Source organism: Streptomyces sp. NPDC007025, assembly GCF_042869455.1.
Lineage (GTDB): Bacteria > Actinomycetota > Actinomycetes > Streptomycetales > Streptomycetaceae > Streptomyces.
This window is the reverse complement of record NZ_JBIAFT010000011.1, coordinates 55,323-81,831: the sequence shown is the minus strand read 5'-3', so window position 1 is coordinate 81,831 and position 26,509 is coordinate 55,323. Positions and strand designations below refer to the sequence as shown.

Sequence of the window (26,509 nt, the reverse complement as noted above, 5' to 3'; positions counted from 1 at the left end):
TCATCGTCGTCCTCGCTCTCGATCCGCTGTCCCGGTACGAGGCGCCGTCTCGCCCCGGTGGAAGGAGTCTGTCCCCGGTCGCCACGCTCGTGGGCAGCCATCGCAGTTCCGGTGGACAACTGACCGGTTGTGCATAATCCCGCCACTCACATGGGCGACGAGGACGAGCGGAATACGGACGGGGCGTACAGCACTCAGCGCGACGGGACCCGGGCCACCTCGGGCGAGTCCGACTCGAGCGGCACGGACCAGGACCGCACGAGCCCCAGTTGTGCCGCCTGCCGGGGCAGCACCGCATCCAGCGCCCAGTCCGCCAGCACCCGGATCCGGTTCCCCGGCATGGCAGCGAGGTGGTACCCGCGGGTCACCAGATTGGCGAGCGGCCCCGAGAGCGGCACCCGGAGCGGGTTCGCTGCGGCCTTGACCCCGCCCAGGTCCACCATGAATCCGAGGTCGTGGTGCTTGTAGGGGCGCGGCTCCCCGTGCCCGAGTGAGGCGGCGAGATTGCGGCCCGCGACCTTCCCCTGCCGCACCGCGTGCTGCGCCGTCATCGGAGTGATCTCCCCCGGCCGGGTCAGGTCCGGTACAGCGGCCGCGTCACCGCAGGCCATCACCTCCGGCCTGTCCGGCACCCTCAGGTACTCATCGACCACGATGCGCCCCTGCCGGGTCTCCAGCCCGAGATCCTTCACGACGGGGTCGGGCCGCATTCCCACACACCAGATCAGCGAGTGGGTCGCTACGAACTCGCCGTTGTCCAGCACCACCCCCTCGCTCGTCGCCTCCTGGACGGAGGTTCCGGCCCGCACCTCGACCCCCCGCTTGCGCAGCACCTCGTCCGCCGTCCCGGAAAGACGGTGATCCAGTTCGGGCAGCACGCGAGGCGCGACGTCGAGCAGCATCCAGCGGGTCCGCACCTCCCCCGTACTCCGAGTGCCCGCCGGTCCGCGCCCGTCCGTCCCCTGCCGGCTGTGCTGCCAGGCCAGCGATTCGGCGAACATCTGGCCGTGCGCCGCGACCTCTGTGCCGGTGTATCCCGCACCGACGACCACGAAGGTGCGCCGCGCCGTTGCTTCCTGCGCGTCCTCGGCAGCGGCAGCCAGCGCGATCTGCCTGTTGATGTGATCACGGAGGTAGAGGGCCTCCGGCATGCCGCGGAAGCCGTGCGCGTGCTCGGCGACCCCGGGGATCGGCAGCAGCTTGTTGACGCTGCCGACTGTCAGCAGCAGTCGGTCGTAGCCGAGCTCGCCCGACCGGCCTTCTGGGTCCACGTAGCGGAGGCGGCGCCCGTCGAGGTCGACGCCGTCGACCTCGCCCAGCACGAGCCGCACCCGTGGCAGCGTGCCGGCGAGCGAGACCGAGACCCGCCGCGGTTCCAGGACGCCCGACGCGACCTCCGGCAGCAGCGGCAGATAGAGAAAGTAGTCGTTGGGGTTGACCAGCACGATCTCCGCTTCGTCACGGAGCGTGCGGGACAATGTACGCGCTGCCCTGTAGCCGGCGAATCCAGCTCCGACGATCACAATGCGGGACCGGCTCACAACCGGACCTCCTCCCAGAACCGGACCGGGCAGGTTCCGTTCCGACCCCGGCCGTCTGCCGCGGATCCGCCGGGTTTCCCACCGGCTCTCCCACCAAACGCGTTCCGTGGGGGATCGGGCGCAGCGGCCGGCCGCCCGCGACGGGCCCACACTCCGCCCACCCTGGAGGGACGACTGCCCACGCGTGATCCGCCGACCGTGTAAGCACCGGGAGGGGGTGAGCGAGCACCCCCTGAAGTGCTGTATTGTTCTTTGTGCGCGAGCGGCGAGGGAAAAGCCCCGAGCCGAGCGAGCACCGGGACGTGGCGCAGTTTGGTAGCGCACTTGACTGGGGGTCAAGGGGTCGTGGGTTCAAATCCCGCCGTCCCGACCGGAGAGAAAGCCCCTTGAACAGGAAGAAATTCCTGTTCAAGGGGCTTCTTGTTTATCTCAGCGCACGACTCGCAAGTGACGTGGCGCTCCCTCGCTGGGGACCATTTGGGGACCAGGTGCCTTCTGGCCTCCTGACAGGTGGGCCGAAAGAGCGGAGCCGGCCAACTCGATAGCTCCCTGATCCGGATGCAAGTACCGCTGCGTCGTTGTCAGCGCCCCGTGGCCAGCGATCTTGCGAAGCACATGAAGGGGCACCCCGGCATCCGCCATCCACGTGAGTCCTGTGTGCCGAAGATCGTGGCGTCGCAGGTGCTCGTACCCCAGCCTCACGACGACCTCGTCCCAGTGCGTCGCGTCGCGCAGCACAGCAGTGGAGATGCGTCCGCCGCGCGGCCCGGTGAACAGCCGAGCCATGGGGTCATGCCCCACGACAGCCAGACGGCGTTCCACCAACTCACGGATCTCGGCAATCAGCGGTACGCGCCGACGGCGCTTCCCTTTGGTGCCCTTGTCGACCAGGCCACCAGGGCCGGTCGTGGTCTGTCGGCACAGGTTCCACATCCACGTCCGCGGGTCGATGTCCTTGACCCTGACACCGGACACCTCGCCAATACGGGCAGCAGTGCAGGCCGCGAACTGGACGACCTCGCCCCAGCCCGCGTACTGCCCTGCCGAGCGGTCGACCAGGGCAGTCGACAGACGTTCCAGGGATTCCCAGTCCTTCAGCGCGAGGGAGCGGGGATCGTCCAGCTCATCCTCGGCCTGCCGGTACGCCTGCTGCCAGCCCACGACCCGCGCCGGGTTGGTGTCGATGATTCCGTCCCGGACCGCCTGCTCCATGACGCGGACCAGCGCCGCGAGACTGTTCTTGACCGTGGACTGCCCGCACTCGTCAGCGATCCACCCGTATACCGCCCGGTCGACGATGCCCGTGGTGACGTTCTGCACGGCGATGTGCCCGATGGTCGGCACCACCCGCAAACGCCAGCCTGCGCTGTACGGGTCCATGGTCTTGTGTTCCAGACCGCGCATGGCGAGGTCCCATTCTTCCTCCCCGTACTCAGCCAAGGGCATGGTCGCCACAGCTGGCGTGACGCCCCTTGCAGCGATGCGCCGCAAACGGTCAATCCACTCCTGAGCTTCCTTCTCCTTCTCGAACGCTTCGGACGCGGAAGAGCGCTTCTTGGTGACCGGGTCGCTCCACCGGACCCGGGCCCGGTACGACGACGCCCGGTCAGCGCGGTACTCGATGTCCGCACCAAGCTTGATTCCTACCGGAACGATCGGAGCAGCCATCAGGCAGCCTGCCTCGGGTCAACGCGACGGGACGCCAACCAGTCCTGAACGTCTCCGACGCTGTAAAGAGTCACCCTCGACGACAGCGGCACGAACGGCGGCCCCTGCGGCGGCTTCGAAGTTCGCCACCGACGAAGAGTGGAAGTATCCACACCGATCAGGGCCGCGACATCGTCAGTGGTGTACCAGCCACCGTGCAGGAGGTCTCCACTCTCCTGCGCATTCCGTTCGAACGACCGCGCCGTCCTGGGAGGCTCAGCCACCCGGGCAGGCGTCAGTACGGGTTTCACTACGGACAGGGGCCTTGCCATACCGACTCCCTCATTGAATGTGCGAGTAACAATGCTGTGGGTCGCGGACCATCGCGGACCACGTCTGTGACCTGCGGTTTTCTGGCCGTCTTGAGCGGACCATCGCGGACCGCCGTTGTCGGCCTGGTCCGCGATGGTCCGGACTGTGGGCGATGGAAAGCCCCAGCTCATGCGGGGTGGTCCGCGATGGTCCGCGACCCGGCGGACTGTGGGCGGTTCCTTACTCGGGGGCCGGCGCGCGAAGCGTGATCCCGCTGTAGGTGCGGACTCGGCTGTCGCCCTCGCGAGGGCGGGTGAGCCGAAGTTGGGGGACCACGGATTGGAGGTTGCGGCCGAACATCTGCTTGGTGCCGATGGCGCGGACGTTGTTGTCCTCGGCCCACTCGCGCCAGACGGCCCATAGGGTATCGACGGGGACTGTGCAGGTGGGGCCGGTCTGGCAGCGTTCGCGGACGAACGCGCTGGTGGGGCTTGCGGTGTCCTGCATGCTGGTGACCGCGTCCCGGGATGATGCCGGTTCGGTGATGCGGCCGTTGCGCTCCAGCCGGGCCAGACCGTCCAGTGCCCAGTTGAGGATGCCGGGCATCTCTGCCGCCAGCTTGCCGGTCAGGGTCGTGTCCTCGCGTCCCAGCCATGAGGCGGTCATGGTCAGCACGACGAACCGACGTGCGATCACGCCGCTGCTGTCCCCGAAGTTGGGCAGCTCGTTGGACAGGACCATCAGCCGGGTCGGCAGCTTCCCGGTCCACGCCTCCCGGTACTTGCGGTCGATGTCGATGGTGTCCTCACCCGAGATCGTGAGGAGACGTTCGACGACCTGCCCGCCGTCGCCGTTGAGTCGCGCGTCGGAGATGACCGCCAGCGGCTTGCCCAGCAGGGAGGCCAGGCCGAAGTTCGACCCGAGTCCGGCGAGCGTGGGGCCGGCGATGTTCTTGCGCCCCACCAGCTCGGCGAGAATCCGGGCGATGGTGCCCTTCCCGGAGCGGGAAGGGCCCTTCATGAGGAGGATCTTCTGCTGGTCTGTGCGTCCGGACAGGACGTAGCCGAACCACTCCTGCAGGGCCGCGATGGATTCGGGATCGTCGGGCCACAGCTGCCCGAGAAACCGCGTCCAGGTAGGGGCCGTGGCGTGGGGGTCGTAGGCGTAGGGGACGGAAACGAGGTTGAAGAAGTCCGGGGTATGGGGCAACAGGGCCCGGTCGGTGATGCGCAGGAGTCCGTTCTCGCACGCCACGATCGGGGCCTGGCCACTTGCCGCGGCCTGGTCCTCGTTGAGCCATGTGGGCGCGTCGGTCTCGGTCGGCAGGAGCAGGAGAGCGCCGAACGCGTCCAGCAGGTTGGAGAGCTTCGTCCTCGTGGGCGCCCACTCCCGCACCTCGGGCTCTCCCTTGGCGTTGGCGCTGTAGTAGACGGCGTGCTCCAGACGCCGGTACATCTCCGCCTTGACCTGCCGCTCGTCCAGCTCGCGCCAGCAGGTGCCCGTCCAGTCCATCCACGAGCCGCGCCACCAGCGGCGCCGGGGCTGCCCGCCCTGGCCCTGCCAGTCCGGCGCCAGGCAACGCGCCACAGCCAGGGGGTTGGAGGGAGCGGGAAGCTCTTCCTGCATCGAGTCGGTCATGCGGCGGTCCTCCCTTCCTGGGGAGCACGGAGCGGGCAGGTGGTGCGGTGTGCGGCGTGTGCCTCGGCCAGCGCCGCGACTTGCCGGTGGCCGACGGCGCTGCGGTCCCTGCCGCAGGCACACCACGACGTGCCGGTGGGGATGGCGCCGCGGCCGGGCGCTGTGATGGTCAGCCAGGCCACCGGGTGCCGCATGTTGCTCAGGTGCGGGTCAGGGCGAAGTGCTGAAAGGGCGCCCTGACGGGCGGCGTTCTTCGGCGCCCCACGGCCGCCGGGTGCGGCGGCGGGTTCGGCGGTGCTGGGCCGGTCGGTGGTGGGGATGCTTTTCAGGCGGGGGGAGTCGTGGGCACTCATGCGCTCTCCCGGGGCCGGGCGTTGCGGATGGACCAGTTCAGGGCGCTGCGCAGGGTCGAGCGGCACTCGGCGGCGGTGAGTCCGGCCGACTCTCCCCCCGCCTGAAAAGCCGTCTCGACCTCATGTCGGGGGATGTCGCCCCACGCCACGAAGCGCCCCATGGCGCGTGCGGCGGTGAACAGCGTGTGTTCCCGGACGCCTTCACACGCGGCTGTGATGCGGGCCGTCTCCCTCTCCAACGCCACCCGCGCCACCTTCGTGGCATCCCGCGGCGACGCGAGCACCACCGGGGCCGGCGGGCGCTGCTCACACAGCCTCTCCGCGAGCCAGACGGGCAGCGGTGCGACCGGCGCGGGGTCGGTGAGCCGGTAGGTGCCGCCCGGGGTGGTGCTGCCAGGGGCGACGACGTAGCCACCCCATGCGCGGGTGTCGATACGCCGCGCCAGGCGGCCCGCGGTGGACTTCATGCGGGTGCCGGGCGGAGCGGCGAAGTACAGGTGCTCTCCGCTGCTGGGAGTCCGCACGCGGCGGGTGTGGGGCACCGGCTGCCCGGCGCGCTCGCAGAGCGCCACAAAGGCGGTCGCGCCGTCAGGCGCTCCTTTCTCGTCCTTCGGCTTGAGCGTGTCCAGGTCGACCACCAGCAGCCCGGCGGGACCGGTCGCGATCCCGACGTTGTAGGGCCGGTGCCCCCACGCCGCGTGGATGAGGCCCGGGTCGGTGGTGGCGCGCTGCTCGGGCCTCTGGTGCCCGCCCGCGCAGCGGCCGGTGCCGGGGCAGCGGTCCTCCCGGTGCCCGGCCGGCCGCTTGCCGCCGGGCCGGAGCGGGATGACCGGCCAGCCGCGCCCGGCAGCGTCCAGGGCCGCGGTGAGCAGTTCGGGGCTCATGCCGCATGCCTCCCGTCGAGTGCGGGGGTGTCGAGCAGCAGGCGGTAGGCGTGGGCGGCCTGGTGGACCACGACGCCGTTGCCCAGGATCTTGAGCTGGTCGGAGCGGGAGAGGCCCAGGGTGGGGCAGGTGATCCAGCCCGCATCGGCGCCCATCATCCATTCCACGAACGCCGGGGACAGGCGCCGGTTGCCGCGCGTTCCCGCTTCGGTGGGCTCCGGCGCCCGGCGGCCCAGCACTGCCTCCCAGCGACGGATCGCGGGACCGTAGTCGGTGCCGTTGGTGGCCACCCACGTGCGGTCATCGAGCCGCACGGCCTGGCCCAGCAGGTAGTACCGCCCGGAGGCGTCCCGCTGGTTGGGGCCACCGTGCGGGCCGTCGCTGGCCTTGGGGGTGGGCAGCAGGTTGACGACCACCTCGTTCAACGGCCGGGAGTTGACGCCGATCAGGTTGGAGGCGCCCGACTTCCAGTCCCGCGCGGCCGGCGTGGGCAGCAGCGTGACGGCGGTGCGCAGGTTCATCCCGCCACGCCGTTTGGGCGAGGTCCCCGGCCCGCCCGTGCCGTCGGCAGCCGACGGCGTGGGCAGCAGCCTCAGCCCTCCCCCGGCTCCGTCCCCGGGTGTGGCGGGTGTGTGGACAGCAAGAACACCGCTTCGTCCTCCAGCGTCGGCCCGTGTCCCCCAGCCTTGCGCTTGTCCGGATGCTGCGGGCCGCCGTTCCTCCCGAGCTGGGAGGTGGGGGTCTTCAGCAGCGGGATGGGCGAGGGCGAACCACCGGTCCCGGCGGTGCGGGGCCCCGACTTCGGGGTCACCAGCTCGAAGGCACAGCCACCGCGCGTCATACCCGAGCGCGGCCAGGTCCCGGGCGACGACGTCGAGTCCCCGGCTGCGGATGGCCGCGACGTTCTCCAGGAACAGGAATCGGGGTCCCAGGTGGCGAACGGCCTCAACGATGGTGGTCCACAGTCCGGAGCGGTCACCGGCAATCCCCTTCCTCGGTCCGGCATTGGAGATGTCCTGGCAGGGAAACCCGGCCGTCAGCGCGGCCGGACGGCGCGGCAGACCGGCCGCGACGGCGGCCCAGTCCACCTGAGTGATGTCACCGAGATTGGCGGCGTGCGGCAGCCGCGCGGCCAGCAGCCGGGAGGCGGCCTTGTCCTTCTCCGCCACCACACGCACCGGCAGACCGGTGACCGCCTCCACGGCCAGGTCCAGCGCCGCCGAACCGGTGCACAGACTCACCGCGAAAGCACCGCCCTCGTGTGGCGTCGACAAGATGGGTTGGGACATGCTGGGACCTCCACAGGTCAGGAGATGGCAGGTGGAAGAGGGCGACCCCGGATCTTTGGCGAGAGGCGGGGTCGCCCTCGTGGTGTTCACAGGCAGGTGCAGTCGGGGCGCTCGTCGCCACCGTTGGCCAGGCACAGGCAGCAGTGCTGGCCCTCGTAGGGCTCGCTGCCGTCCTCGGGCCAGCACAGCGGGCAGCTGCGGGCCTCGATGTAGTCGTCGTAGCTGGTCGGGTCGGGTACGGACATGCGGAACCTCCTGGTGTGGGTCAGTGGTTGTTGATGGCGTTGGCGACGGCTGTTGTGAGGTCGTTGATGGTGTGGCTGGCGTCGGTGTCGGCGAGGTAGAAGCCGAAGAGGACGGCGACGATGGCGGCGCCGATGCCGAGGGTCTTGTGTCGGATGAGCAGGGCCAGGAGTAGGCCGAAGATGAGGACGAGGGAGAGGGTTACTGCCACGGCAGCGTCTCCTTGCCGGGGGTGGGGTCGGAGCGGGTTCCGTCGTGGTGGAGGCGGCGGCTGGTGTTGGCCAGGCGGCGGCCGGCGCGGAGGCGGTAGCGGTCGCCGTGGCAGCGGCGGCACAGCTTCAGCGACCGGCGTCGGGTGTCGCGCAGGCCGGTGCCGGAGCACTTGCGGCAGACGGCGAATGGCTGGAGGGCGCACAACGCTGCGTAACCGGCGAGGGTCAGCAGGATGAGGCCCGTGCTAGCGAGGAGCATCGGGTGCGGTTTCCCTTCGCGGGCGGGTTTTCGGGGGTTGCGGCAGGTGGGCCGCTAGACGCTAAGTTCCTGATCACAGGGGTGTTGGGCCGCTAGTGGGGGTGCTAGGCCTAGCAGCTGGGGCTGCTAGGTCTAGCGGCGCTGCTGGCCTCAGGCGGCGGCCCTGTCGGCGTCACGCCGTGTGATGGCGGCGGTGATGTCGGCGCGCTTGATGCCGCGCCGGTTCCGGCCCTCGCCCTCGTCGGTCTGGCCCCATACCTGCCCGGTCTTGATGCCCCAGGGCTTGAGCGCGGTGGTGACGTTCTCGCCCGTCCAGCCGGTGTAGGTCTCGGGCTGGTGAGCGGCAAGGCGGGCGGCGATCCGCTCGCACCATGCGGCCTTCTCATCCGCGGGCATCACCTCGGCGATGTCGGCGAGGATGTCCGAGCCGGCTGTCTTCTGCGGGCCGGCGCCGATGGCGTGGCCGGTGACGTTGCCGTACTCCTCGCGCACCTTCCGCGCCCGCGCGACAACCTGCTCGGCGGACACCGCGTCGACGAACGCGGAGGCGACGATGCGCGGGTCGTCTCCCTCGCCGGCCATCCAGCAGATGCCCTTGTCGTCGCGGGAGAACATCGTCGCCCGGTAGCCGGCCTTGTACATGCTGGTGCCCAGCACCATGTCGTTGGCCGGCTGCCCCATGACCTTCAGGCAGAAGCGCAGCACCGCGTTCGCGGAGATGCCGGTGGGCAGGGACTTGGCGTCCGGCCGCTGGGTGCCGAACAGCGCCACGATGCCCAGCGCCGGGCCCCGCTTGACCAGGTCGGTGCAGATGGCTTCGATCTCCTTGCCGTGCTCCTCGTGCTCGAAGGGCACTTGGCACTCGTCGAAGCCGGCCACGATCGGGTGCAGCCCCAGACTCTTGTCACCGGCCAGCTCGTCGGTGACCTTCGATTCGGGGCAGCGGGAGCGCGGCAGGTTCTTTATCACCTTCGCCCGGCGGCGCAGCTCCTCCTTCAGCTCCCGCAGCGCGTCCAGGACGTAGCCGATGTCCTCGTCTTCCTCGCCGGCGCGGTAGCGGTGGCAGACCGGTTCCAGGGCGCCGAAGTCGCCGGTGCCCTTGAAGTCGAAGGCGTGCACCTCGGCGCGCGGGTCGAGGGCGGCGATCAGCAGCAGGAGCCGCATCAGGAACGTCTTGCCCATGCGGGGGATGGAGCCGACCACGACCGAGGCGAACATCAGCGTCACGCTCACATCCCGCATGCGCTGGTCGTTGCCGAACACGACCGGCTGAAAGAGGTTGACCTGCCCGGACTTGGCCAGCGGCCAGGCCGGTTTCGTGGTCTCGTTCATGGGCTTGTCGCCCACCCACAACACCAGCCGCCCCTCGTGCTCGGCCGGGTCGGGCGAGGGCCAGACGCAGCCGACCTTGCGGCGCAGACCCGAGGCCAGCGGCTTGCGCGCCTCCATGATGTCCTCGGGGGTGACCCCGTAGGGCAGGTCGAGGTCCGCGCGGTAGCCGGGGCCGTCGCGGTGAATCTCCGAGGTGAAGCGCAGCCCGTTCATGTCCCCGCCCTTCTTGATGGCAGCGGAGATCTTCGCGTTGCCGACCGAGTCCAGACCGCGCAGCACGATCTGACCGGTCAGCTTCTGCACCTCGGTCTTGAGCACCGCCGGGCCCATCACGGGCGCGTCGGGCTGCTGACCTGCCCACCCGAGCAGCATCACACCGCCCGCGGCGAACAGGTACAGGGCAGCCGGCGCCATGACGTAGAGCCACAGGGCGAAGCCGGTGCCGAAAACGATGGCCAGCAGGGACACCAAGCCGCGCAGGCGTACGCGTCCGGACCGCAGCCGGGCCAGACGCATGTACTCCTCCACATCCTCGTCGCGGACCGCAGCCGACCGCAGCGGGGCCGCCTCCCGGTCCCACACCCACCGGTTGGTGGCGGCCACGAACCGGCACGCACCCCGCGGCGCCATCCCTGCCAGGCGGGCGGTGTACACGGGCATGCGCACCCCGTGGTACAGCGACGCGTAGCCGAGATTGGCGCCGGCGTGCCGGGCCGTGGCCGCGAAGTCGCGCCGGTTGGTCAGCCATCCGGCAAGCACCGGACGGCGCTTCTCACTCTTGACGCCCGGTTCGGGCAGCTTCGGGTTGTCGACCGCGACCGGCGCCGTCGGCGGTTCCTCGGGGTCGGGCACCGGCCGCAGGTGCGGCGCCGGTGCAGCAGCATCCGTCATGCTGGATATCTCCTGTCTGCTCACGTGATGGGTGGTGCAGGGGCCCGCGACGGCCGACGACGCTGGCAGGCAAGGCGGCCGTCGCGGGGCACAGCTACCGGCAGGTGTCCGACCTCAGCCAGCAGTAGGGCGGCAGGTCGCCCGCCGCGTAGAAGGTGCGGATCGCGGCCCTCTCGGGGGCGTCGGGCAACGGGTAGACGCGGGCGCCGCTCAGGGAGGCGAGCATCCGTGCACCGTGGTGCTCGCAGCCATCCGCTCCGGCTCCGGTGCGGTCGACGACGGTGACCGCGACCGGCCCGCGGCAGTCGCTCGGGTCGCTGGGGTGCGCGGCGCCACAGCGTCCCGTCTCGGTCTCGGCCGGGCCCTGCCGGTCGTAGCCGGCGGCGAGCTGCTGCCGCCCTGCGGCGGTCAAGATGTCGGCGTGGTCGAAGGCCAGCGGCGGCAGGTCGTTCAGCGGCCACCAGCGGGCGTCGCGGGCGTCGTCTCCGGCATTGGCAGGCATGCCGGAGACGACGGTGAGGTGGTAGGCGACGGTGACGTACCGCCCGCGCGGGTCACGGCCCGGAGCGTCGAACACGCCGATGTGCTCCAGCTCGTCCGGCGCCGCGTGCACGCCGGTCTCCTCGGCCAGCTCCCGGGCGGCGGCCTCACGGCTGATCTCGCCCGGGTCGACGTGCCCGCCGGGCAGCGCCCAGGCGCCCTCGTAGGGGTCCCACCCACGCTCGATGAGGAGGACGCGGCCGTCGGTGGTGGTGACCACCACGTCGGCGGTGTAGCGGATGGTCTCGGGTGTGCTCTCGGTCATCGGGTTTCCTCTCTCAGCGGTCGGGTGCTACCGGTAGGCGCGTTCGGCGCGGCGCAGCCGGTCCTCGGCGTCCTTGCGGGCCTGCTTGGCGGCCTGCCGCTCGCTGCGGTCGGCGGCCCGCTCGGCGGCCTTGGCGGCGGCCAGCTCGTCCTTGGCCTGGTCGACCTGCCGGGCCAGGGCCCGCTGTTCACGCTCGTAGCGGTCGGCGGCGACGCGGTCGAGGCGGTCCAGCTCCCGCTCGATGGCGGTGGTGTCGCCGTAGGCGTTCTTCGCGCCCTTGGCCAGCAGCCGGGTGCGGCGGGCCTTCTCGCTGGTGGTGTAGGTGTGGCCGGCCATGCCGGTCTCCTCTCGGTCAGATGGTGCGGAGTCGGTCAGTGGCGGCGGGTGCCGCCGTGGCGGACCGACACGCGGTCGGCAGCCGCGTTCGCGGCGTCGTTGAGGCGGTGGTACTCCTCGGTCTCCCAGTCGATGCCGGCCGCCATCTCGGCGGCCTGGTTGGCGTGCAAGGCCGCGTCGGCGGCCCGCAGCTCGGCGATGGCCTGCTGCTCGCGGGGGCTGACGGGCACCAGGCGGGCCGCGAGGGTCAGCAGGGCGTGGCGCACCAGCCAGGCGATGACGAGGCCGACGGCCACCAGGGTTCCGGTGGGGACGTGGTGGTCGTGGAGGGTGGCGGCGTACCAGCCGCCGGCCGCCAGGGCGAGCAGCAGGGCGGCGGACTGTTCGATCAGGTAGCGGTTCACGGCGGTTCCTCTCCGGTGCCGGACGGTCCGGCCCCACCACGCCCGCCAGACCCGGCCCGGGGGCTGGTTGGCGCGGAAGGGCAGGTCAGCCCTTGCGGTGGGTGAAGTCGGTCCAGACGGAGCGCAGGACCACCAGGCAGACGGTCAGGGCGACGGCGCCGATGGCGAAGGCGACCATGGAGACGGCCAGCGAGACGGCCAGGAAGCTGCCGCCGATGCCGATGGCCACCCACTTGCCGGCCGCCCCCTGCCCGGCGGGTGCCTGGTGGTGCCGGCACGGCGCCGGCTGGCTCTCCTTCGCGGCTTGGACGGCGGCGAGCATCAGGGCGAGCTGGTCACTCTGCCGGGCCGCCTCGACCGCCTCGGCGGACGCTTTCTCGATGTCGCTCATCCGGATGTCCTCTCCGGGGCGGTCAGGCGGCGGCCTGCACGTCCTCGGGGTAGGCGCACGGGACGCAGGTCCCGAGCGCGGTGGGGATGACGTAGCCCGCGTCCCGCCCGCAGGCGGGGCAGGTACGGCGGGCGGTGTTCGCCTTGGCCAGCGCCGCCCACCGGGCCGCAGTCATCGGCCGGACGGGCAAAGCGAGGTCGAGGAGGTAGAGGTGGGCCACCAGCGGCGGTCGCCGGCGGCGGGGACGCTCGATGACCGCCGCCACCTCCTGACCACCCGGGCGCAGGCCCCGGGCTCGGAGCTGGCGGCGTGTGGCGTAGCCGTCGGGTGCCAGCCGCCAGCGGTAGGCGGGAAGCGCGGCCATCAGGGCGCCGCACGGTCCTTCATGCCGCCACCTCCAGCGCGGCCCTGTCGGCGGGGGTGGCGGTGGCCAGTCGGGCGAACGCGGCCTCGACCTCGGGGGTCTCCATCTGGTGGCGCTGCTCGGCCGCGCGCCCCTCGGTCCGCTCGGTCTTGAGCGTGTCGCGCAGCTCCCGCGCCTTGTTCGCGCCGATGCCGACTGCCTTGCGGATGGCCTCGGCGGTCAGGTCGGAGTCGGCCCACGTCCGGGTGGCCGACCGCGCCTCACTGAGCAGTTGGTCGGGGGTGCGGGTCGGGCGCTTGGGCCGGGCCGACTCCGGCACCCGGCCGGTCGCCCGACGCGGGCCCGTGGTCGACTCCGCCGCCACCGCCCGCACCGGTGGCACGGATGCAGTCGGTGCGGGCGGTGCTGTCTCGGTCGGCTCGTCCGCGTCGACCGGGTTGCCGGGAATCGGCAGCGGGGCGGGGTCCGGGGCGACGGGCGCCGGGCTCGGCTCGCGCAGGTCAGATGTCGACCGTTCCACCCTACTCTGAGTGGTTTTCTCCGCATCGGGCGTGGTTTGGGGTCGGTGGTGGAGGACCTTGGCCACCAGGTCGGACCCGAAGTAGATCGCGCCGACCGGCAGACTCGTGGCCAGCAGGACCAGCGCCCAGTTCGCGGGGTCCCAGTCGGCCAGTCGACCCCAGTCGACCGACCCGCCGTGCAGGTCGGGCACCAGCCCGTGCACGTAGTTCAGGACCAGTGAGGCGGCGGTGTAGGCGCCCAGCACCCGCAGCGCGAACCTGCGGTCGTCACCGTCCAGGACGAGGGTGGCGACCAGCGCGAGGGCCATCAGGCCGTCGACCACGAACGGGTAGAGCGTGGCGGCGGCCTGGTCGGCGCCGATCGCGCCGGCGATGTCGCGCAGCGCGTTCCACGACACCCGGAAGGCCATGCCCACGACCGCGACGAGCGCGGCCACCAGCAGCGTGCGGCCCTTGCCCTTCATGCCGCACCCCCTGCCGTGATGACCGCGGCCAAGGCCAGCGGGGCGCCGGTCGCCAGGGTGAGGTTCACCGCGCGCTGCAAAGCGCGCATCTTGACCACCACGATCCGCGAGAGCGCCACCACGTGATCGGCGGTGCGGTCCGCCGCCAGCTCAGCGGTCAGCTCGCCGGCCGAGAGCTTGGCCCAGTGCGGGAACCCGACCTTCGCCGCGGTCGGGCTGATACGTGGACGGACCACGAGCAGCAGCAGGGTTACCGACGCGAGCAGCAGGCCCAGCGCACCGGCACCGACGATCCGGGCCGCCACCGGCACCCACGGCTGCGCACCGACGCTCCAGACGCCGGCCAGCGCCACGCCGTTGAAGGCCAGCAGCAGACTCGCCTTGCTGTCGGTGCGGGCGATCTCCGCCTTCACCTCGCTCTTCGCGTCCTTCACGGCGTTCATGCCGCACCTCCCGCGAAGCTCTCGGCGGTCCGGTTGGCCAGGGCCCGGCGCGCGTCCAGGGCGCGGCGCCGGGCCCGGCGGATGCGGCGGGCGTCCAGCTCGGTCGGGGTGCGGTCCAACGTGATGATGACCGCCTCCAGCCACTCGACATCCGTCGTGATGGCCGGCATCTCCAGCTCGATGGCGTCCAGCTCGGCCTCGGTCGGCTCACGCCACGGGGCGAAGGCCGTAACGGCTCCCTGAACAGTCACGATGTGATCCACGGGTTGTCCTCTCATGCAGGACGGCCCAACTCAGCGGCCCCGGGGATGCAGCCCCGGGGCCGTGCGCCGTCGAAGCGGAATTGCTTCCGGTTGTCCTGGTCTCCGCACCAGCGATGCGGAGGCGCGGACCCCCGGAACGGGGGCGCGGCGATCTTTGCCCTTGTCTCACCTGGCGTACGGATCACTTGTCCGCCCCGTGAAGGGCGGCATGGGAGAAGGTGCGTGCTGCTCGCACAGGCAGGGCCAACGGCTTGTCGCAGTTGCCTGATCCCGGTCGGCCAGAGGACTCAGCCTCGTGACGCCCCTCCGCAGATCTCTTGCTCGGGGGCGCCGGCTTGTCGTGGCTCCGGGCAGCTCTCTGTTCAGTTCTCAACCGCGACGGACGCTCCGACGGGACCGTGGTCTAAGGCGCCCTCTAGGAGGGAGCCCCGCCGGGCGTTGCCCGCACCATCTGGTGCGCACCAGTAGAATGCATCTGGTGCGCACCAGAGTCAAGCGGCTTCACCGATCCGAGTGGAGACCGTCCGCCCTGGTGCACTCCCAGAAGACCTGTCAGGACGGGGGTACCGGTAGCCAACAAGCCTTAACTTCGGCACTGTTAACCCCTGTTGACCTGCGAGAATGTGAGGCATCCTGAGGAAGTCAGTGAAGAGAATCGACGCCTGGCGGTGCCGAGTGAGCGCAGGACTGAAGAGCGCGCGTGCCACCCGTGGCTGGTCGCAGGACCGACTGGTTCGCGAGATCGAGCTGTACGCGCAACGGCACGTAACCGACGTCGCCACGACCGCGAGTCTGCGCGTGTACGTGTCCGAGTGGGAGAACGACAAACGCACCATCTCGGATCGCTATGCGGCGATCCTGAGGCAGCTCCTCGGCATCACGGATACCGAGCTGCGAGGGGAGCCCACGTCCGGATCCGGGCCAGCGATGGCTGATGGGTATGACGAACTGCTTAGCCGGATCGACTCGGCCAGCAGTGTCAGCGAATCCATGGTGAAAGCGTTCAACGACCAGACCGAACTCCTGCGGAGCATGGACCGGGAGAGAGGGGCGGCCGGGCTCGTCGACCAGATGACCGGGCATCTATCAGCGCTGGAAGAAGCGCTCAGCTTCGCGGTCCTCCCCAGCACGCGCCGACCCGTCGCCCTTGCCCTGGCAGGAGCATCGACGCTCGCAGCCTGGCAGGCTATCGACGCAGGGGCAGTGGAGCGTGCCTGGCGACACTACGAGCTGGCGAAGCGGGCCGCGCGCGACGCTGAAGAACCCATGTACCTGGCTCATGCGATGGGCGAACAGGCATATGTGCTGTGCGAGGCTGGTCGGCCATCACTCGGGCTCGACCTAGTTCGTGATGCCCAACGGACCGTTGGGGAAGCCGGCTCGCCCCGTCTTCGAGCTTGGCTGCATGCGGCCGAGGCAGAGCTGTGTGCTCATGCTGGACTGCCAGACGATTGCTTGCGTGCACTTGACCTCGCGGCAGCATGCATTCCGCCTGGCCTCGAAGCCCGGGACCCGGACATGTTGAGCATCTTCCTCAATGACGCACACCTGACCCGATGGCGCGGCAACGTGCTGGCCCTGCTGGGCGATACTGGCGCCGTGACAAGCCTGTACGAAGCCCTGGACGTGGTCGATCCGACCTTTGTCCGGGCGCAGGCTGGGCTGCACGCGGATCTCGCGCAGGCTCACCAGGTGAGAGCCGAATACGACGACGCCAGGAGCCACCTGCAGAAGGCGCGGCTGTTGGCGAACCGTACAGGCTCGGTCCGCCAACGACGCCGTATCGACCGGCTCAGCGCGCAGGTGTGAGTCCGTATTTACCGCGGTTCGCCAAGACGTGGAGCAGCGCAACGAGCGTTCCGGAGCCCATCAGTTCACCGCGAGCCATCAGCCCAGGGATATCGGCCAACGGAACCCATTCGATGTGCCCCGCTTCCTCAAGGTCTGTCGGCGAGCCCACCTGCTTGGCGCCCTGACCCACGAAAATCTCGTGAGGTGAGTCCACCATGCCAACCATCGGCTGATAGGTCACGACATGCTCCAGTGCGTTGGGCTGCCAGCCGGTTTCCTCCACGACTTCCCGCAGCGCCGCACCGGCGGGGTCCTCACCCTCGTCCACGATGCCGCCGGGCAGTTCCCACCCCCACTGCTGCGGAACGAAGCGATACCGCCACATCATGAGCACGCGGTCTCGGTCATCCAGGATGGCCGTGATAGCCACATGATGGAGACGGACGACGTGGTGCTCGAAGCGCTCCATTCCGGGAGGCTCGACATCCCAGAGCTGGAGCTTGACCCAACGATTGTCGTAAAGGTCCCGCTCACCGTGAATACGCCATGCTTCGACCCCCTCGGGGGTCTCCACGCTCACGGCGCCGGGCACCCGGTAGGAACTCCTGCCTCGAACCTCCAACGCCCCCTCGGAGACGAGCCTGGCTAGCACCTGCCGAAGCGCAGTCCGGCCGATGCCAAGCTCTTCGACGAGCATGCGTTCGGAGGGCAGTTTGTCGCCGGCGCGGTACTCGTCGGAGGCGAGTCGGGCGCGCAACGCTTCGTACACCTTGGCTGTCTTCGGTCCCATCCGCGGAGCACTCTCCGTTCTGAAGTGGTGCGTACCAGCGTAACGGGCAGAGCAGGTGCGGTTTCGAGGCACCGCCTGGGGACCATTTGGGGACCACACGGTATGCGCGCAGCCGCACGATCGCAGCTCAGCCGAACAGCACGTTGTGCGCCCTACGGCATCTGACATGCGAAAACTCCTCCCGCAGTGTCCTGGGGGTCAAGGGGTCGTGGGTTCAAATCCCGCCGTCCCGACTGCGAAGATCGCAGCTCGGAAGCCGTTCCAGCGTTTGCTGGGACGGCTTCTTTCGTTAGCGTTTGCTCCCATGAGGGGAGCCCTCTGGGAGCACTCGCGCTCCCACGCTCCCAGCCGTCAGCAGTGCCCGTTTTCTCCGTCCCACGATCGGGTCGAGGTTGTGCGCGGTACGCCGCTGCTGCGCGCCGTCGTCAACGGTGTGGTACCGCCACGCCCCGGCGGGTGGACGGGTATTCCCGGACGGAAGGCGCAAGAGCCCCTTGACCGCACGGGAGTGCAGGGCCGACCTCTACGGGCCTTGCGTCTGACACATTTCCCACCCTCCGTCGCACGGGCCAGGGCCTCTGCCCAGGCCACCGCGACAGTGCTGGTCACCCCGTGATGCAGACCCGAACCCGGGGGGCGAATGACACTTGAGCATGGATGGGAGCGTGTCCGCGAGAGCGGGAGCGGCTGTGGGGCGCGGTAGAACGCTGCGGAGGGCCGTTCCAACTGGGCCGATGCACGAAGAGTCAGAGGTGCAGTGGTAGGCCAGGCGCGACGGCAGCTCACCATCGACCTCGACGGTGTCCTGGTGAGCGCTCACTCCGACAAGCAGGACGCGGCCCTGACCTGGAAGCGATCCTATGGTCACCACCCTTTGACGGCCTTCGTGGACCATGGGACGGGCGGAACTGGAGAGCCGGTCGCCGCTTTGCTCAGGCCCGGCAACGCCGACAGCACCACGGCCGCAGACCACATCACCACCGCCCAACTGGACCTGGTCCAGTTGCCGGAGAAGCACCGGCGAGGGCGGCGGACACTGATCCGAACCCAATCCGCCGACGGCACCCACGCCTTCGTCGCCTGACTCACGAAGCGCGGGCGCCGGCTGTCCTGCTCAGTCGGCATGGTGATCCCCGAGCAATGTGTCGTAGATCCCCGCCTCGGCCTGGACCCGGCGGTGGAGACCGGAGTCAGGTCCGCGACTTGGCCCGGGTCTCCGAACTGGCCGGCGCCTCGCCAGGCCGACCCACGGGCCTGCGGCTGATCGTCCGCAAGGAGCGGCCCCACCCTGGGGCCCAGTTGCGGATCACGGATGCGGACGGCCTGCGCATCACGTGCTTCCCCACCAACACCGCCGACCAACCGATCGCCGAACTCGAGCGCCAGGCCCCTTGGCCAGCTCCGCCTCCAGCTGAGCGAACTGCTCCTCGCTCAGCCTCGGCAGCGACGCCGGGCCCTGCGACCGAAGAGCCCGAGGGCCGCGCTCGGCCCACACGCGCCGCCACCGCTGCACCGACCGCACGCTGACACGCAGGTCCTTCGCGATCGACGTGCTTCCCTCACCCCGCGCGAACCGTTCCGCTGCCTGCAGCCGCAACTCCTCGCGGACCTGCTGCCGTTCAGCGGTCAGCCCGCCTCCCTGTGGATACCGCATGCCCCGGTCATACCGCAGGAAGCGACAGCCCGTCAGTCATACGACTCCACCAGTTCAACCTCAGTAACCTTGCAGCGGTCCAGGCTCGGAGCCTCGTTCTTGCGGCCGCGGCCGGGATGGCAAAGCGCCTTGGTGCGGTCGTAGTTGCAGAACAGGAAGGCTTCCTTGTTCTCGAAGACGTTCAGCGTCGGGTCGGCCAGCAGGCTGTGGGCCTGGCGGACGGAGGCGATGATGCCGCCGAAGCGGCTGTGTTCCTGGGCAGCAGCATTGATCAGGCGTCTCGCAGCCGGGCCGGAGACGCCTTCGCCGTCCTGGATGGCCTCGTGGACCTCGCTAAGAAGTCATCTCATTTGGCGAGTCTGCGGTAGCAGATGAGGGTGCAGGCGATGCTGGTGAAGGCCAGGAAGTGCTCGGCTTTGCGCTCGTAGCGTCGGTGGAGGCGGCGGCATCCGGCGAGCCAGGCCACGGTGCGTTCGATGGTCCATCGGTGTCGGCCGAGCCGGATGGAGGACTCGATGCCCTTGCGCGCGATGCGGTGGCTGATGCCGCGTGTCCGTAACCATCGGCGCAGGTGGTCATAGTCGTAGCCCTTGTCGGCATGGAGCTTGGCTGGGCGTCGGCGCCGTGGGCCGCGGCGGGAACGGATCGGCGGGATGCCCCGAACCAGCGGTTCGAGGGCCTGGCTGTCGTGAAGGTTCGCGCCGGAGATCCCGACGGATATGGGCAGACCAGTGCGCTCGGTGATCAAGTGGATCTTCGAACCGTACTTGCCCCGGTCCACAGGATTCGGACCCGCCAGATCCCCCTTTTCAGGGCCCGCATGTTCACCGAGTCGATGGCGCAGCGGGACCAGTCCAGCTCACCGCGTGAGCCGATTTCGTCGAGGACCAGGCGGTGGAGCTTCGCCCATACCCGGGCCTTCGACCACTCCGTGAAACGCCTGTGGGCGGTGGCTCCAGACGGTCCGAACGAAGCAGTCGGAAGCTGCTGCCACGTGCAGCCCGACGTGGCCACGAACACGATCGCGGCCAGCACTTCCCGGTCCCCGTGCCGGCGCCGACCGCCGCCCTGCGGACGCGTCGGCGCCTCCGGCACCAGCCGCTCAACGATCCCCACACCGCGAGCCTACCGAACACTCCAAATGAGATGACTTCTAAGTAGCCCGTATAGATGCCGCGTTCGATGAAGAGGGAGGTGCTCGCCTTCTTCCAGTCAGCGTGACTCTGTCGGGGATCTTGGTGTTGGCGAGGTCACGTGCCCGGGGTTCGCCACGCCTTCCGCCGGGGAATCTCGTGCTGATCGAGGTAGTTCTGAAAGGCCGTCGGTCGGCGGGCCGGGAGCGACTCCTCGGTCGGCAGCCCAGCGAGACGCTCGATGTTGACGGCGATGGCGGTCAGCACGTGCTGGAGGCGGACTTTGCCTTGTCCTCGGTAGCGGCAGTGGCGCATGCCGTGGCCGTGGGCGGAATCGTTGACCGTGCCCTCCACCCCGGAGCGGACCGCGTAGCGAGTCTTCCACTCCGGCGTCAGCTGCTCAGCAGAGACGCGAAGTTGCAGGCCGCGGAGTTCTCGCGGAGGAAAGCCCACGGTCCGTGCGTTATCGCGGGTGGTGGTGCACTGGGTGCGGACCGGACACGGTCGGCACTGGCCCTTGGCGAACCTGGCCACGATCAGCGGCGCCGCGGGCCGCCTGCGCTGGCGCACCGCGGAGTCCGAAGGCGGGCCCCGGGCTGCCACCCGCGGCCTGGGCGATCGTCTCGCCCTACGACATCTCGGCCCGCTATGCCCGCCACGGACACACCATCACCTTGAAGGGCTTCTCGGCTCATCTGACCGAGATCGTGTGGCCCCGACGTGATCACGGATGTGACCACCACCGCAGCCACCACGCACGACAGCAAGGTCCTGCCCGGCATCCACACCCGCCAGCCGCGTCGCGGACTGCTGCCCGCCGAGCACCTGGTCGACGGTGGCTACACCTCCCTGCCTCACCCGGAACAAGCCACGCGTGAACACCAGGTCACCGTCTCCGGGCCGCTCCGCGACAACCCCACCCGACAGCACCGCCGGGGCGAGGGCTTCGCCCGGGACGACTTCCACATCGACTACGAGCGCCGACAGGTCACCTGCCCCCAAGGCCAGGTCAGCGCGGGCTGGCCCGGCCCCTACCCCGACCTCTTCGCCCACCGCGGCGTTGTGGTGGTAGTTCTGCACCATGATCTGGCGCAGAGCCTGGACGCGCGGGCCAGACACCCGGTTCCGCTCCGTGCTGGTAGAGGTACTGAGGGAGGCGGGCGGCGTCGTTGCCGACAGCCAGAATCCTGGTCATGGGTTTGGTGGGGTTCTTGCCCAGGCGGACCGGGCGGCCGTAGCGGAGCCCCCAGTCCTCGTCGATCAGCTCGTCGAGCAGGTGAGGGGAGGTGCCGGCGGTTTCTTCGAGTGCGGCGCGGACCGCCTCGGTGACCAGCTCCAGCCGGGTCAGGTCGCGCACCGCAGCCAGGACGTGGGTGGAGTCGGTGCGCTGGGTGGTGCGCTCGCATACCAGCCCGGCTTCCTTCAGGCGAGCCAGCGCAAGGTCCAGCAGGCGGTCGGCACGACCGTCCTCGGCGAGACGGCCGCGGAAGTCGGCCAGCACGCTGTGGTGGAAGCCGGGATCGTCCAACTCCATGGCCATGGCGCACTTGAAGTCGATGCGGCAGCGGACCGCCTCGGCGGCCTGCCGGTCCGACAGCACGCAGACGGTGGCCAGCTGGGCAGGCGAGAGGCCCGGGCGCCCGTCGCGGGGGTACCACTCGGCGAAGTCCTCGTCGCCCCACAGCCCGTCCAGCCGGTCGCGGACCCATATCGCTGTCGTGCCGTCCGGGTTGCTCGCCCGCGCGATCTGTGCGGTCAGAGGCGGGTCGTGCTCACCGGAACCGGGGACGGAGGGACAACGGGCACCTCGATGGCTGCATCGGTCATCGGACGCGTCTGAGCATGCCCGTTGATCAGGCTGCCGCACCACGTAACACCAAGATCCCCGACAGAGTCAAGCTCACCGGCGACAACGACACCGCCGCCGCAAGGTCCGACCCGTCTACCGGGCCCGCCCTACCGGCAGGGGGCGTGGCGGGCGCGGTCTCCCGCGTCGGGGAGCAGGGGTCAAGGCCCGCCCGCCGGGCCTTCGAACGGGACGACGACGCGGTTGCCAGGTGGGTCAGGGAGGTGTGGCCCTGCGCGGAAGACTAGCGGCGGCTCGTGGGGCATGGCTGGTCTTCGAGGACGAAGCCGGCTTCTCCATGACGCCGCCGCAGGCCAAGACCTGGAGCAGACGCGGGCACACCCCGGTGGTGAAGGTGCGTGGCCGCTCCCGCAGACGCATATCCATCGCCGCCCTGACCTGCTACAAAGCGGGCGAGCGCTCCCGGCTGATCTACCGGCCGCGCAAGGACGACGACCGCCGGGATGGGCGCGGGGGCTTCTCCTGGCGCGACTACCGGGACCTGCTGATCGCCGCCCACCAGCAGCTCGGTGGCCCGGTCGTGCTCGTCTGGGACAACCTCAACGTGCACAAAGCTGACTGGTCTGCGGGAATTCGCAGCCTCCCGGGACTGGCTGACCATCTACTACCTGCCGCCCCACGCACCGGACCTCAACCCGGTCGAGGGCATCTGGTCCCTGCTACGGCGCGGCTGGCTGTCCAACGTCGCCTTCCGCACGCCGGAGCACCTCATCCAGCGCATCCGCCGCGGCTTACGCCACATCCAGTACCGCCCCCCGGCTCATCGACGGCTGCCTCGCCGAGACCGGCCTGGACATCAGCACCTGACCGGAGGCGACAACACGAGTTCAACCTCAGTAGTCCATGTCCTCACTGCTCAGCGCGCCGGTCGGTGCAGCCGATGCCCAGGAGGTGACCCGGGTGTTCAACCATCCCGTCACAAGAGGGTGTTGTACGAGCCATATCGCTTACATGCCACCAGGCGGGCCGTTACTCTCCTCTCACAATTCCGCGCCACAGACCACTCACAACTGAACGGACACAGCACGCATGCAGCTCTTGGGGGACAGCGAGCGGCGCTACGTGGGGCCGTACCGACTAGTGGCGGCACTTGGCCGCGGAGCCATGGGCGAGGTGTATCTGGCCCGCTCCCGCGGCGGCCGGTCCGTTGCCGTGAAGGTCGTGTCGGATGAGCTTTCCAGAGACGCGGAGTTCCGGCGCGCGCTCGCCCGGGAAGTGCAGGGCGCGCTGCAGGTGAACGGGTTCTACACGGCCCAGGTGATCGAGGCCGACGCCGACCCTGAGCAGGAGGGGCAGTCTCCATGGATCGCCACCTCCTACGTCCCCGGCCCCTCGCTCCAGACCGCGGTGGAGGCGCACGGCCCGCTCCCCGTCGCCGCGGCCCGGGTGCTCGGCGCCGGGCTCGCCGAGGGACTGAGCGCGGTGCACGCGGCTGGGTTGAGTCACGGGGACCTCAAGCCGGGGAACGTCATCCTCGGCGAGGACGGGCCCCGGGTCACAGACTTCGCCGTGTCCAGGGCGCTCGATGCGGCTCACCCTTCCCTGACCGTCGGCGAGGCTTTCGGCTGGTACATCGCGCCTGAGCGTGTGCGCGGAGAGGACGCCGCCGGGACCGCGTCCGATGTGTTCTCGCTCGGCGGTGTACTCGTCTACGCCGTCACGGGGCATCCCCCCTTCGGGGGCGAGGCTGGGTCCGAGGTGCTGCACCGGATCGTGCACGAGGAGCCCGATCTCAGCAGTGTGCCGCAGGAGTTGCGTGGGGTCGTCCAGGACTGTCTGGCCAAGGACGCCGCGGTGCGGCCGAGTCTTACGGAGGTGCTGCGCCGCTTTGCCGCTCCGCAGCACGGGTCCGACGGGACGGTGCCGCCGTGGCTTCCTCCTGCCGTGGCCGCGATGGCCGGGGAGCTGCCGGACGAGCCGCAGAACGGCCCGGACGGCCCGAAGCGGATCGGGCGCCGAGGCATCCTCACCGCTGTCGGCGCGGTCGTCGCCGCGGCGGTCGCCATCCCCCTGGGGCTGACTCTTGGCAACGGTGACGGTGACGATGACAGCAAGGACGGGAACGCGGGCTCAGGCCCGGACTGGCAGGGCGGGGGTGATGCCCTGCCCGCTTCTGTCACCCTCGTACCGAGGAAGGCCGTGTCCCTGGGCAAGGTAGACGACTCGGCCTCCTTCAGCTTCAGCCCGGACAGCAAGTCGCTGGCCGTCGGCGGCGTCGAGCAGTTGCGGCTCTTCAGTGCCGCATCGGGCGATGAGACCGGCACCCGGAAGGTCAAGGAGGCGATGGGCGAACTGCATGGTGTCGCCTACAGTCCTCACGGCGGAATGCTCGCCGTCGGATACCACTGGAACACCTATGCCGGAATCTCCTCCGGCGGCGGTTTCGATCCGGACGTCGGTGGAGTCACGGTGTGGGACGCCGCCTCGAACCAGCCGGTGGCCAAGCTGAAGTCGGCCACGGGAGGCGCGGGCCTCATGCCCTTGTGGAGTGTGGCGCTGAGCCCGGATGGACAGACCGTCGCAGCGGCCTGCAGCGACGAAGGCAACATCGGGAAGGTGCCGGTGTGGGATGTGCGGTCTGGAAAACTGATCAAGGACCTGGTGGTCAGCACGGACCGTGACACCTCCACGAGCTGGATGATGAGCGTGGCCTTCAGCCCGGACGGGAAGACCCTCGCAGCCGGGTACAGCAGGTCGGTGGAGGGCGGGTTGGTGTTCTGGGAAGCCTCCTCGGGCCAGTACCGGCGGCTGGCGACCGAGCAGGTGAAGAGCAAGAAGACCTATGGTGTCAGCGGCCTCGCCTTCAGCCCCGACAGCAAGAGCCTCGTATGCGCCTACGGCGGTGTGGAGGTATGGGACGCCACCTCCCATAAGCATCTCGCGACACTCGCGGAGAGCAGCGAAGGTTTCAGCGACGTGGCCTTCAGCCCGGACGGGAAGCTGATTGCCGCCGAGTCGCACGGCAGTGTCACCGTCTGGGACGCCGCCTCGCACAAGGAGGTCGTATCGGCGGAGGTGGGCAACAAAGGCACCGGGAACATCGCCTTCAGCCCGGATGGCAAGATCCTCGCCGCCTCAGTCAAGGACGCGCGGCAGCGCACCGTCATCCAGCTGTGGGACGTGCGGTGACCGAAGAGCTCGGTGCGAACGACCCCCGCGAGATCGGCCAGTACCAACTGCTGCGCCGCTTGGGCCGGGGTGGCATGGGGCAGGTCTTCCTGGGACGCTCTCCCGGTGGCCGACTCGTCGCCGTGAAGCTGGTCCATCCGGAGCTGGCGAACAACACACAGTTCAGGCTCCGTTTCGCAAACGAGGTGATTGCGGCCCGGAAGGTGGGTGGGTTCTACACCGCGCAGGTCGTCGACGCCGACCCGGCTGGCGACCCGCCGTGGCTCGTCACCGCGTACATTCCCGGCCCCTCGCTGCATCAGGTCGTCCAGGCTCAGGGCTCATTGCCGGAGAGCGCCCTGCGGGTGCTCGGTTCCGGGCTCGCCGAGGGGCTCGCGGCCGTGCACGCGGTCGACCTCGTACACCGGGACCTCAAGCCGGCGAACGTGATCGTCGCCGATGACGGGCCTCGCGTCATCGACTTCGGCATTGCCCGCGCGCTGGAGGGCACGGGGGACACCACGCAGCTGACGCAGTCGGCCATCGGCACCCCCGGCTACATGTCGCCCGAGCAGGCACGCGGCCACACCACCGGTCCCGAATCCGACGTGTTCGCGCTCGGGTGCGTGCTCGCCTTCGCCGCGACGGGTCACGCGCCGTACGGGAGTGGCCGACCCGAGGTCATTCTCTACCGCACCATCCACGAGGCTCCGGACCTGACCGGTGTACCCACGGGCCTGGCCCAGTTCATCAAGCAGTGCCTGGCGTCCGATCCAGCCGCTCGCCCCTCGCTCGCCTCGGTGCTCGACCGGCTGGCCATGTCCGCCGACCACACCGACTGGCTACCCGACGACGTCGTTACGATGATCGAGGAGCGCCGGGCGGCAACCTTGCTGCTGCCTGCCGAGCCCGGCAGGGAAGCCGTCACCAACGGCAAACGCCCAGCACGTAGAGGATTCTTGACGAAACCCCAGCAGTATGCGGTCTCTGCCCTCGCTGGGGTCATTATCCTCACGGGTGTTGTCTGGGGCGCGCTCGCGTTGCTCAACCACCCCGGCGGCAAACCCGATGTAAAGGCGTCCTCCCCGCAGTCGTCGAGCGCCGGCACGGCAAACGCCGCGGCCAAGAGCGGAAGGCCTTGCGACATCATCGACAACTCGGTGGTCCGCCAGTTCGACCTCACCGACACAGGGACAGCGGGCGGATACACCAGAGGCTCGTCACAGGTGCGGACCTGTAAATGGGGTTCGGCGAAGTACGGCGTCACTCATGACTTCTCCTTCACACTCGCCTACGCGCCCAAGCCGGTCAACATGTTCCGCAGGCAGGTGAAACCCAAGGACGACGTCTCTCTCGACGGCCTGCCCGAGGCTATCGTCGCCGTCGATGCCGACAGCTCCAGCTGTGAGATCGCCTGGCGCAAACCCGTCAAGACGGGCGGCGCTTATGCGACGGTGCTGGCTGAGACGCCGGGGACCGGGACGGACGAGTGCAAGTCTGCGCAGGAATTCGCGCAGGTGGTGCAGAAGGTGTTGCAGGGCAAGGACCACGAGTGGCTCTTCGGGTGAGGCGAG

26 protein-coding genes, 1 tRNA gene and 3 pseudogenes are annotated in these 26,509 nt (G+C 69.7%); 6 read left to right on the top strand and 24 right to left on the bottom strand.

Features of this window, described 5'->3' with window-relative positions; translation table 11 throughout:
• Positions 1-194: 194 nt before the first annotated feature.
• Positions 195-1,541 (bottom strand): NAD(P)/FAD-dependent oxidoreductase, encoded by a 1,347-nt coding sequence (locus tag ACFYMO_RS21935; protein WP_388548299.1) that lies wholly within the window; start codon positions 1,539-1,541, stop codon positions 195-197.
• Positions 1,542-1,837: 296 nt separating this feature from the next.
• Between ACFYMO_RS21935 and ACFYMO_RS21930 the strand changes: the two genes are divergently transcribed.
• A tRNA-Pro gene (locus tag ACFYMO_RS21930) sits at positions 1,838-1,911 on the top strand.
• A gap of 59 nt (positions 1,912-1,970) precedes the next feature.
• Here the strand turns inward: ACFYMO_RS21930 and ACFYMO_RS21925 are convergent.
• The 18 genes and pseudogenes from ACFYMO_RS21925 to ACFYMO_RS21840 form a co-directional block, all read right to left on the bottom strand.
• Complete coding sequence (locus ACFYMO_RS21925) at positions 1,971-3,209, bottom strand: tyrosine-type recombinase/integrase (protein WP_388548296.1); 1,239 nt, start codon at positions 3,207-3,209, stop codon at positions 1,971-1,973.
• The gene (locus ACFYMO_RS21920; protein ID WP_388548293.1) at positions 3,209-3,520 is read right to left on the bottom strand and encodes a helix-turn-helix transcriptional regulator; all 312 of its coding nucleotides are present in this window, start codon (positions 3,518-3,520) and stop codon (positions 3,209-3,211) included. Before ACFYMO_RS21920 ends, ACFYMO_RS21925 begins: the two co-directional genes overlap by 1 nt.
• A 220-nt stretch (positions 3,521-3,740) precedes the next feature.
• Entirely contained in the window at positions 3,741-5,138 is a 1,398-nt protein-coding gene (locus ACFYMO_RS21915; RefSeq protein WP_388548290.1) for a phage/plasmid primase, P4 family, read from the bottom strand.
• Entirely contained in the window at positions 5,135-5,491 is a 357-nt protein-coding gene (locus ACFYMO_RS21910; RefSeq protein ID WP_388548287.1) for a hypothetical protein, read from the bottom strand. The genes ACFYMO_RS21915 and ACFYMO_RS21910 overlap by 4 nt, the downstream gene beginning before the upstream one ends.
• Positions 5,488-6,375 (bottom strand): bifunctional DNA primase/polymerase, encoded by an 888-nt coding sequence (locus tag ACFYMO_RS21905; RefSeq protein WP_388548285.1) that lies wholly within the window; start codon positions 6,373-6,375, stop codon positions 5,488-5,490. Before ACFYMO_RS21905 ends, ACFYMO_RS21910 begins: the two co-directional genes overlap by 4 nt.
• Positions 6,372-7,664, bottom strand: a complete 1,293-nt coding sequence (locus tag ACFYMO_RS21900; protein ID WP_388548282.1) for a DNA cytosine methyltransferase — start codon at positions 7,662-7,664, stop codon at positions 6,372-6,374. The genes ACFYMO_RS21905 and ACFYMO_RS21900 overlap by 4 nt, the downstream gene beginning before the upstream one ends.
• Positions 7,665-7,750: 86 nt before the next feature.
• Entirely contained in the window at positions 7,751-7,909 is a 159-nt protein-coding gene (locus ACFYMO_RS21895) for a hypothetical protein (RefSeq protein ID WP_175488503.1), read from the bottom strand.
• A 20-nt stretch (positions 7,910-7,929) separates the two neighbouring features.
• Entirely contained in the window at positions 7,930-8,118 is a 189-nt protein-coding gene (locus tag ACFYMO_RS21890) for a hypothetical protein (protein ID WP_388548279.1), read from the bottom strand.
• Entirely contained in the window at positions 8,109-8,378 is a 270-nt protein-coding gene (locus tag ACFYMO_RS21885; RefSeq protein ID WP_388548276.1) for a hypothetical protein, read from the bottom strand. The genes ACFYMO_RS21890 and ACFYMO_RS21885 overlap by 10 nt, the downstream gene beginning before the upstream one ends.
• A gap of 150 nt (positions 8,379-8,528) precedes the next feature.
• Entirely contained in the window at positions 8,529-10,601 is a 2,073-nt protein-coding gene (locus tag ACFYMO_RS21880; RefSeq protein WP_388548274.1) for a cell division protein FtsK, read from the bottom strand.
• 400 nt (positions 10,602-11,001) lie between these two features.
• Positions 11,002-11,406 (bottom strand): annotated as a pseudogene (locus ACFYMO_RS21875) (NUDIX domain-containing protein); the annotation flags it as partial.
• Positions 11,407-11,433: 27 nt separating this feature from the next.
• Entirely contained in the window at positions 11,434-11,742 is a 309-nt protein-coding gene (locus tag ACFYMO_RS21870) for a hypothetical protein (protein WP_388548271.1), read from the bottom strand.
• 35 nt (positions 11,743-11,777) lie between these two features.
• On the bottom strand, positions 11,778-12,146 hold the full coding sequence (locus ACFYMO_RS21865) for a hypothetical protein (RefSeq protein ID WP_388548268.1): 369 nt from the start codon (positions 12,144-12,146) through the stop codon (positions 11,778-11,780).
• An 85-nt stretch (positions 12,147-12,231) separates the two neighbouring features.
• Positions 12,232-12,537 carry a hypothetical protein gene (locus tag ACFYMO_RS21860; RefSeq protein WP_388548265.1) on the bottom strand — a complete coding sequence of 102 codons (306 nt, stop codon included), beginning with the start codon at positions 12,535-12,537 and terminating at the stop codon, positions 12,232-12,234.
• Between the two features lie 22 nt (positions 12,538-12,559).
• Positions 12,560-12,901, bottom strand: a complete 342-nt coding sequence (locus ACFYMO_RS21855; protein ID WP_388548262.1) for an RRQRL motif-containing zinc-binding protein — start codon at positions 12,899-12,901, stop codon at positions 12,560-12,562.
• Positions 12,902-12,920: 19 nt separating this feature from the next.
• Positions 12,921-13,886, bottom strand: coding sequence for a DUF2637 domain-containing protein (locus ACFYMO_RS21850; RefSeq protein ID WP_388548260.1), 966 nt, complete (start codon positions 13,884-13,886; stop codon positions 12,921-12,923).
• The gene (locus ACFYMO_RS21845; protein WP_388548257.1) at positions 13,883-14,329 is read right to left on the bottom strand and encodes a Pycsar system effector family protein; all 447 of its coding nucleotides are present in this window, start codon (positions 14,327-14,329) and stop codon (positions 13,883-13,885) included. Before ACFYMO_RS21845 ends, ACFYMO_RS21850 begins: the two co-directional genes overlap by 4 nt.
• The gene (locus ACFYMO_RS21840; RefSeq protein ID WP_388548254.1) at positions 14,326-14,592 is read right to left on the bottom strand and encodes a DUF6284 family protein; all 267 of its coding nucleotides are present in this window, start codon (positions 14,590-14,592) and stop codon (positions 14,326-14,328) included. Before ACFYMO_RS21840 ends, ACFYMO_RS21845 begins: the two co-directional genes overlap by 4 nt.
• Before the next feature lie 798 nt (positions 14,593-15,390).
• On the opposite strand from ACFYMO_RS21840, the gene ACFYMO_RS21835 reads away from it, so the two are divergent.
• The gene (locus tag ACFYMO_RS21835) at positions 15,391-16,401 is read left to right on the top strand and encodes a hypothetical protein (RefSeq protein ID WP_027761520.1); all 1,011 of its coding nucleotides are present in this window, start codon (positions 15,391-15,393) and stop codon (positions 16,399-16,401) included.
• On the opposite strand, the gene ACFYMO_RS21830 is transcribed toward ACFYMO_RS21835, so the two are convergent.
• Entirely contained in the window at positions 16,385-17,173 is a 789-nt protein-coding gene (locus ACFYMO_RS21830) for an NUDIX domain-containing protein (RefSeq protein ID WP_388548251.1), read from the bottom strand. The two genes, ACFYMO_RS21835 and ACFYMO_RS21830, sit on opposite strands and share 17 nt — an antisense overlap.
• Before the next feature lie 778 nt (positions 17,174-17,951).
• On the opposite strand from ACFYMO_RS21830, the pseudogene ACFYMO_RS21825 reads away from it, so the two are divergent.
• Positions 17,952-18,553, top strand: a pseudogene (locus tag ACFYMO_RS21825) (transposase); the annotation flags it as partial.
• Here ACFYMO_RS21825 and ACFYMO_RS21820 read toward each other — a convergent pair.
• The 4 genes from ACFYMO_RS21820 to ACFYMO_RS21805 form a co-directional block, all read right to left on the bottom strand.
• Complete coding sequence (locus ACFYMO_RS21820) at positions 18,504-18,827, bottom strand: helix-turn-helix domain-containing protein (RefSeq protein WP_366772101.1); 324 nt, start codon at positions 18,825-18,827, stop codon at positions 18,504-18,506. The pseudogene ACFYMO_RS21825 and the gene ACFYMO_RS21820 sit on opposite strands and share 50 nt — an antisense overlap.
• A 346-nt stretch (positions 18,828-19,173) precedes the next feature.
• A protein-coding gene (locus tag ACFYMO_RS21815) for an IS5 family transposase (RefSeq protein WP_388548248.1) occupies positions 19,174-19,943 on the bottom strand; the annotation gives its coding sequence in 2 pieces (ribosomal slippage) (positions 19,174-19,634 and positions 19,634-19,943; 771 coding nt in all).
• A gap of 134 nt (positions 19,944-20,077) precedes the next feature.
• The gene (locus tag ACFYMO_RS21810) at positions 20,078-20,530 is read right to left on the bottom strand and encodes a transposase (protein ID WP_388548245.1); all 453 of its coding nucleotides are present in this window, start codon (positions 20,528-20,530) and stop codon (positions 20,078-20,080) included.
• Between the two features lie 439 nt (positions 20,531-20,969).
• Positions 20,970-21,827, bottom strand: a complete 858-nt coding sequence (locus ACFYMO_RS21805; protein WP_366772099.1) for a transposase — start codon at positions 21,825-21,827, stop codon at positions 20,970-20,972.
• 277 nt (positions 21,828-22,104) lie between these two features.
• Between ACFYMO_RS21805 and ACFYMO_RS21800 the strand changes: the two are divergent.
• The 3 genes and pseudogenes from ACFYMO_RS21800 to ACFYMO_RS21790 all read left to right on the top strand — a co-directional run bounded on the left by ACFYMO_RS21800 (position 22,105) and on the right by ACFYMO_RS21790 (position 26,503).
• Positions 22,105-22,634: pseudogene (locus ACFYMO_RS21800) on the top strand (transposase).
• Between the two features lie 222 nt (positions 22,635-22,856).
• Entirely contained in the window at positions 22,857-24,956 is a 2,100-nt protein-coding gene (locus ACFYMO_RS21795; protein ID WP_366772098.1) for a serine/threonine-protein kinase, read from the top strand.
• Positions 24,953-26,503: a serine/threonine-protein kinase gene (locus ACFYMO_RS21790; RefSeq protein WP_366772097.1), complete on the top strand. Its 1,551-nt coding sequence runs from the start codon at positions 24,953-24,955 to the stop codon at positions 26,501-26,503. Before ACFYMO_RS21795 ends, ACFYMO_RS21790 begins: the two co-directional genes overlap by 4 nt.
• Positions 26,504-26,509: the final 6 nt, after the last annotated feature.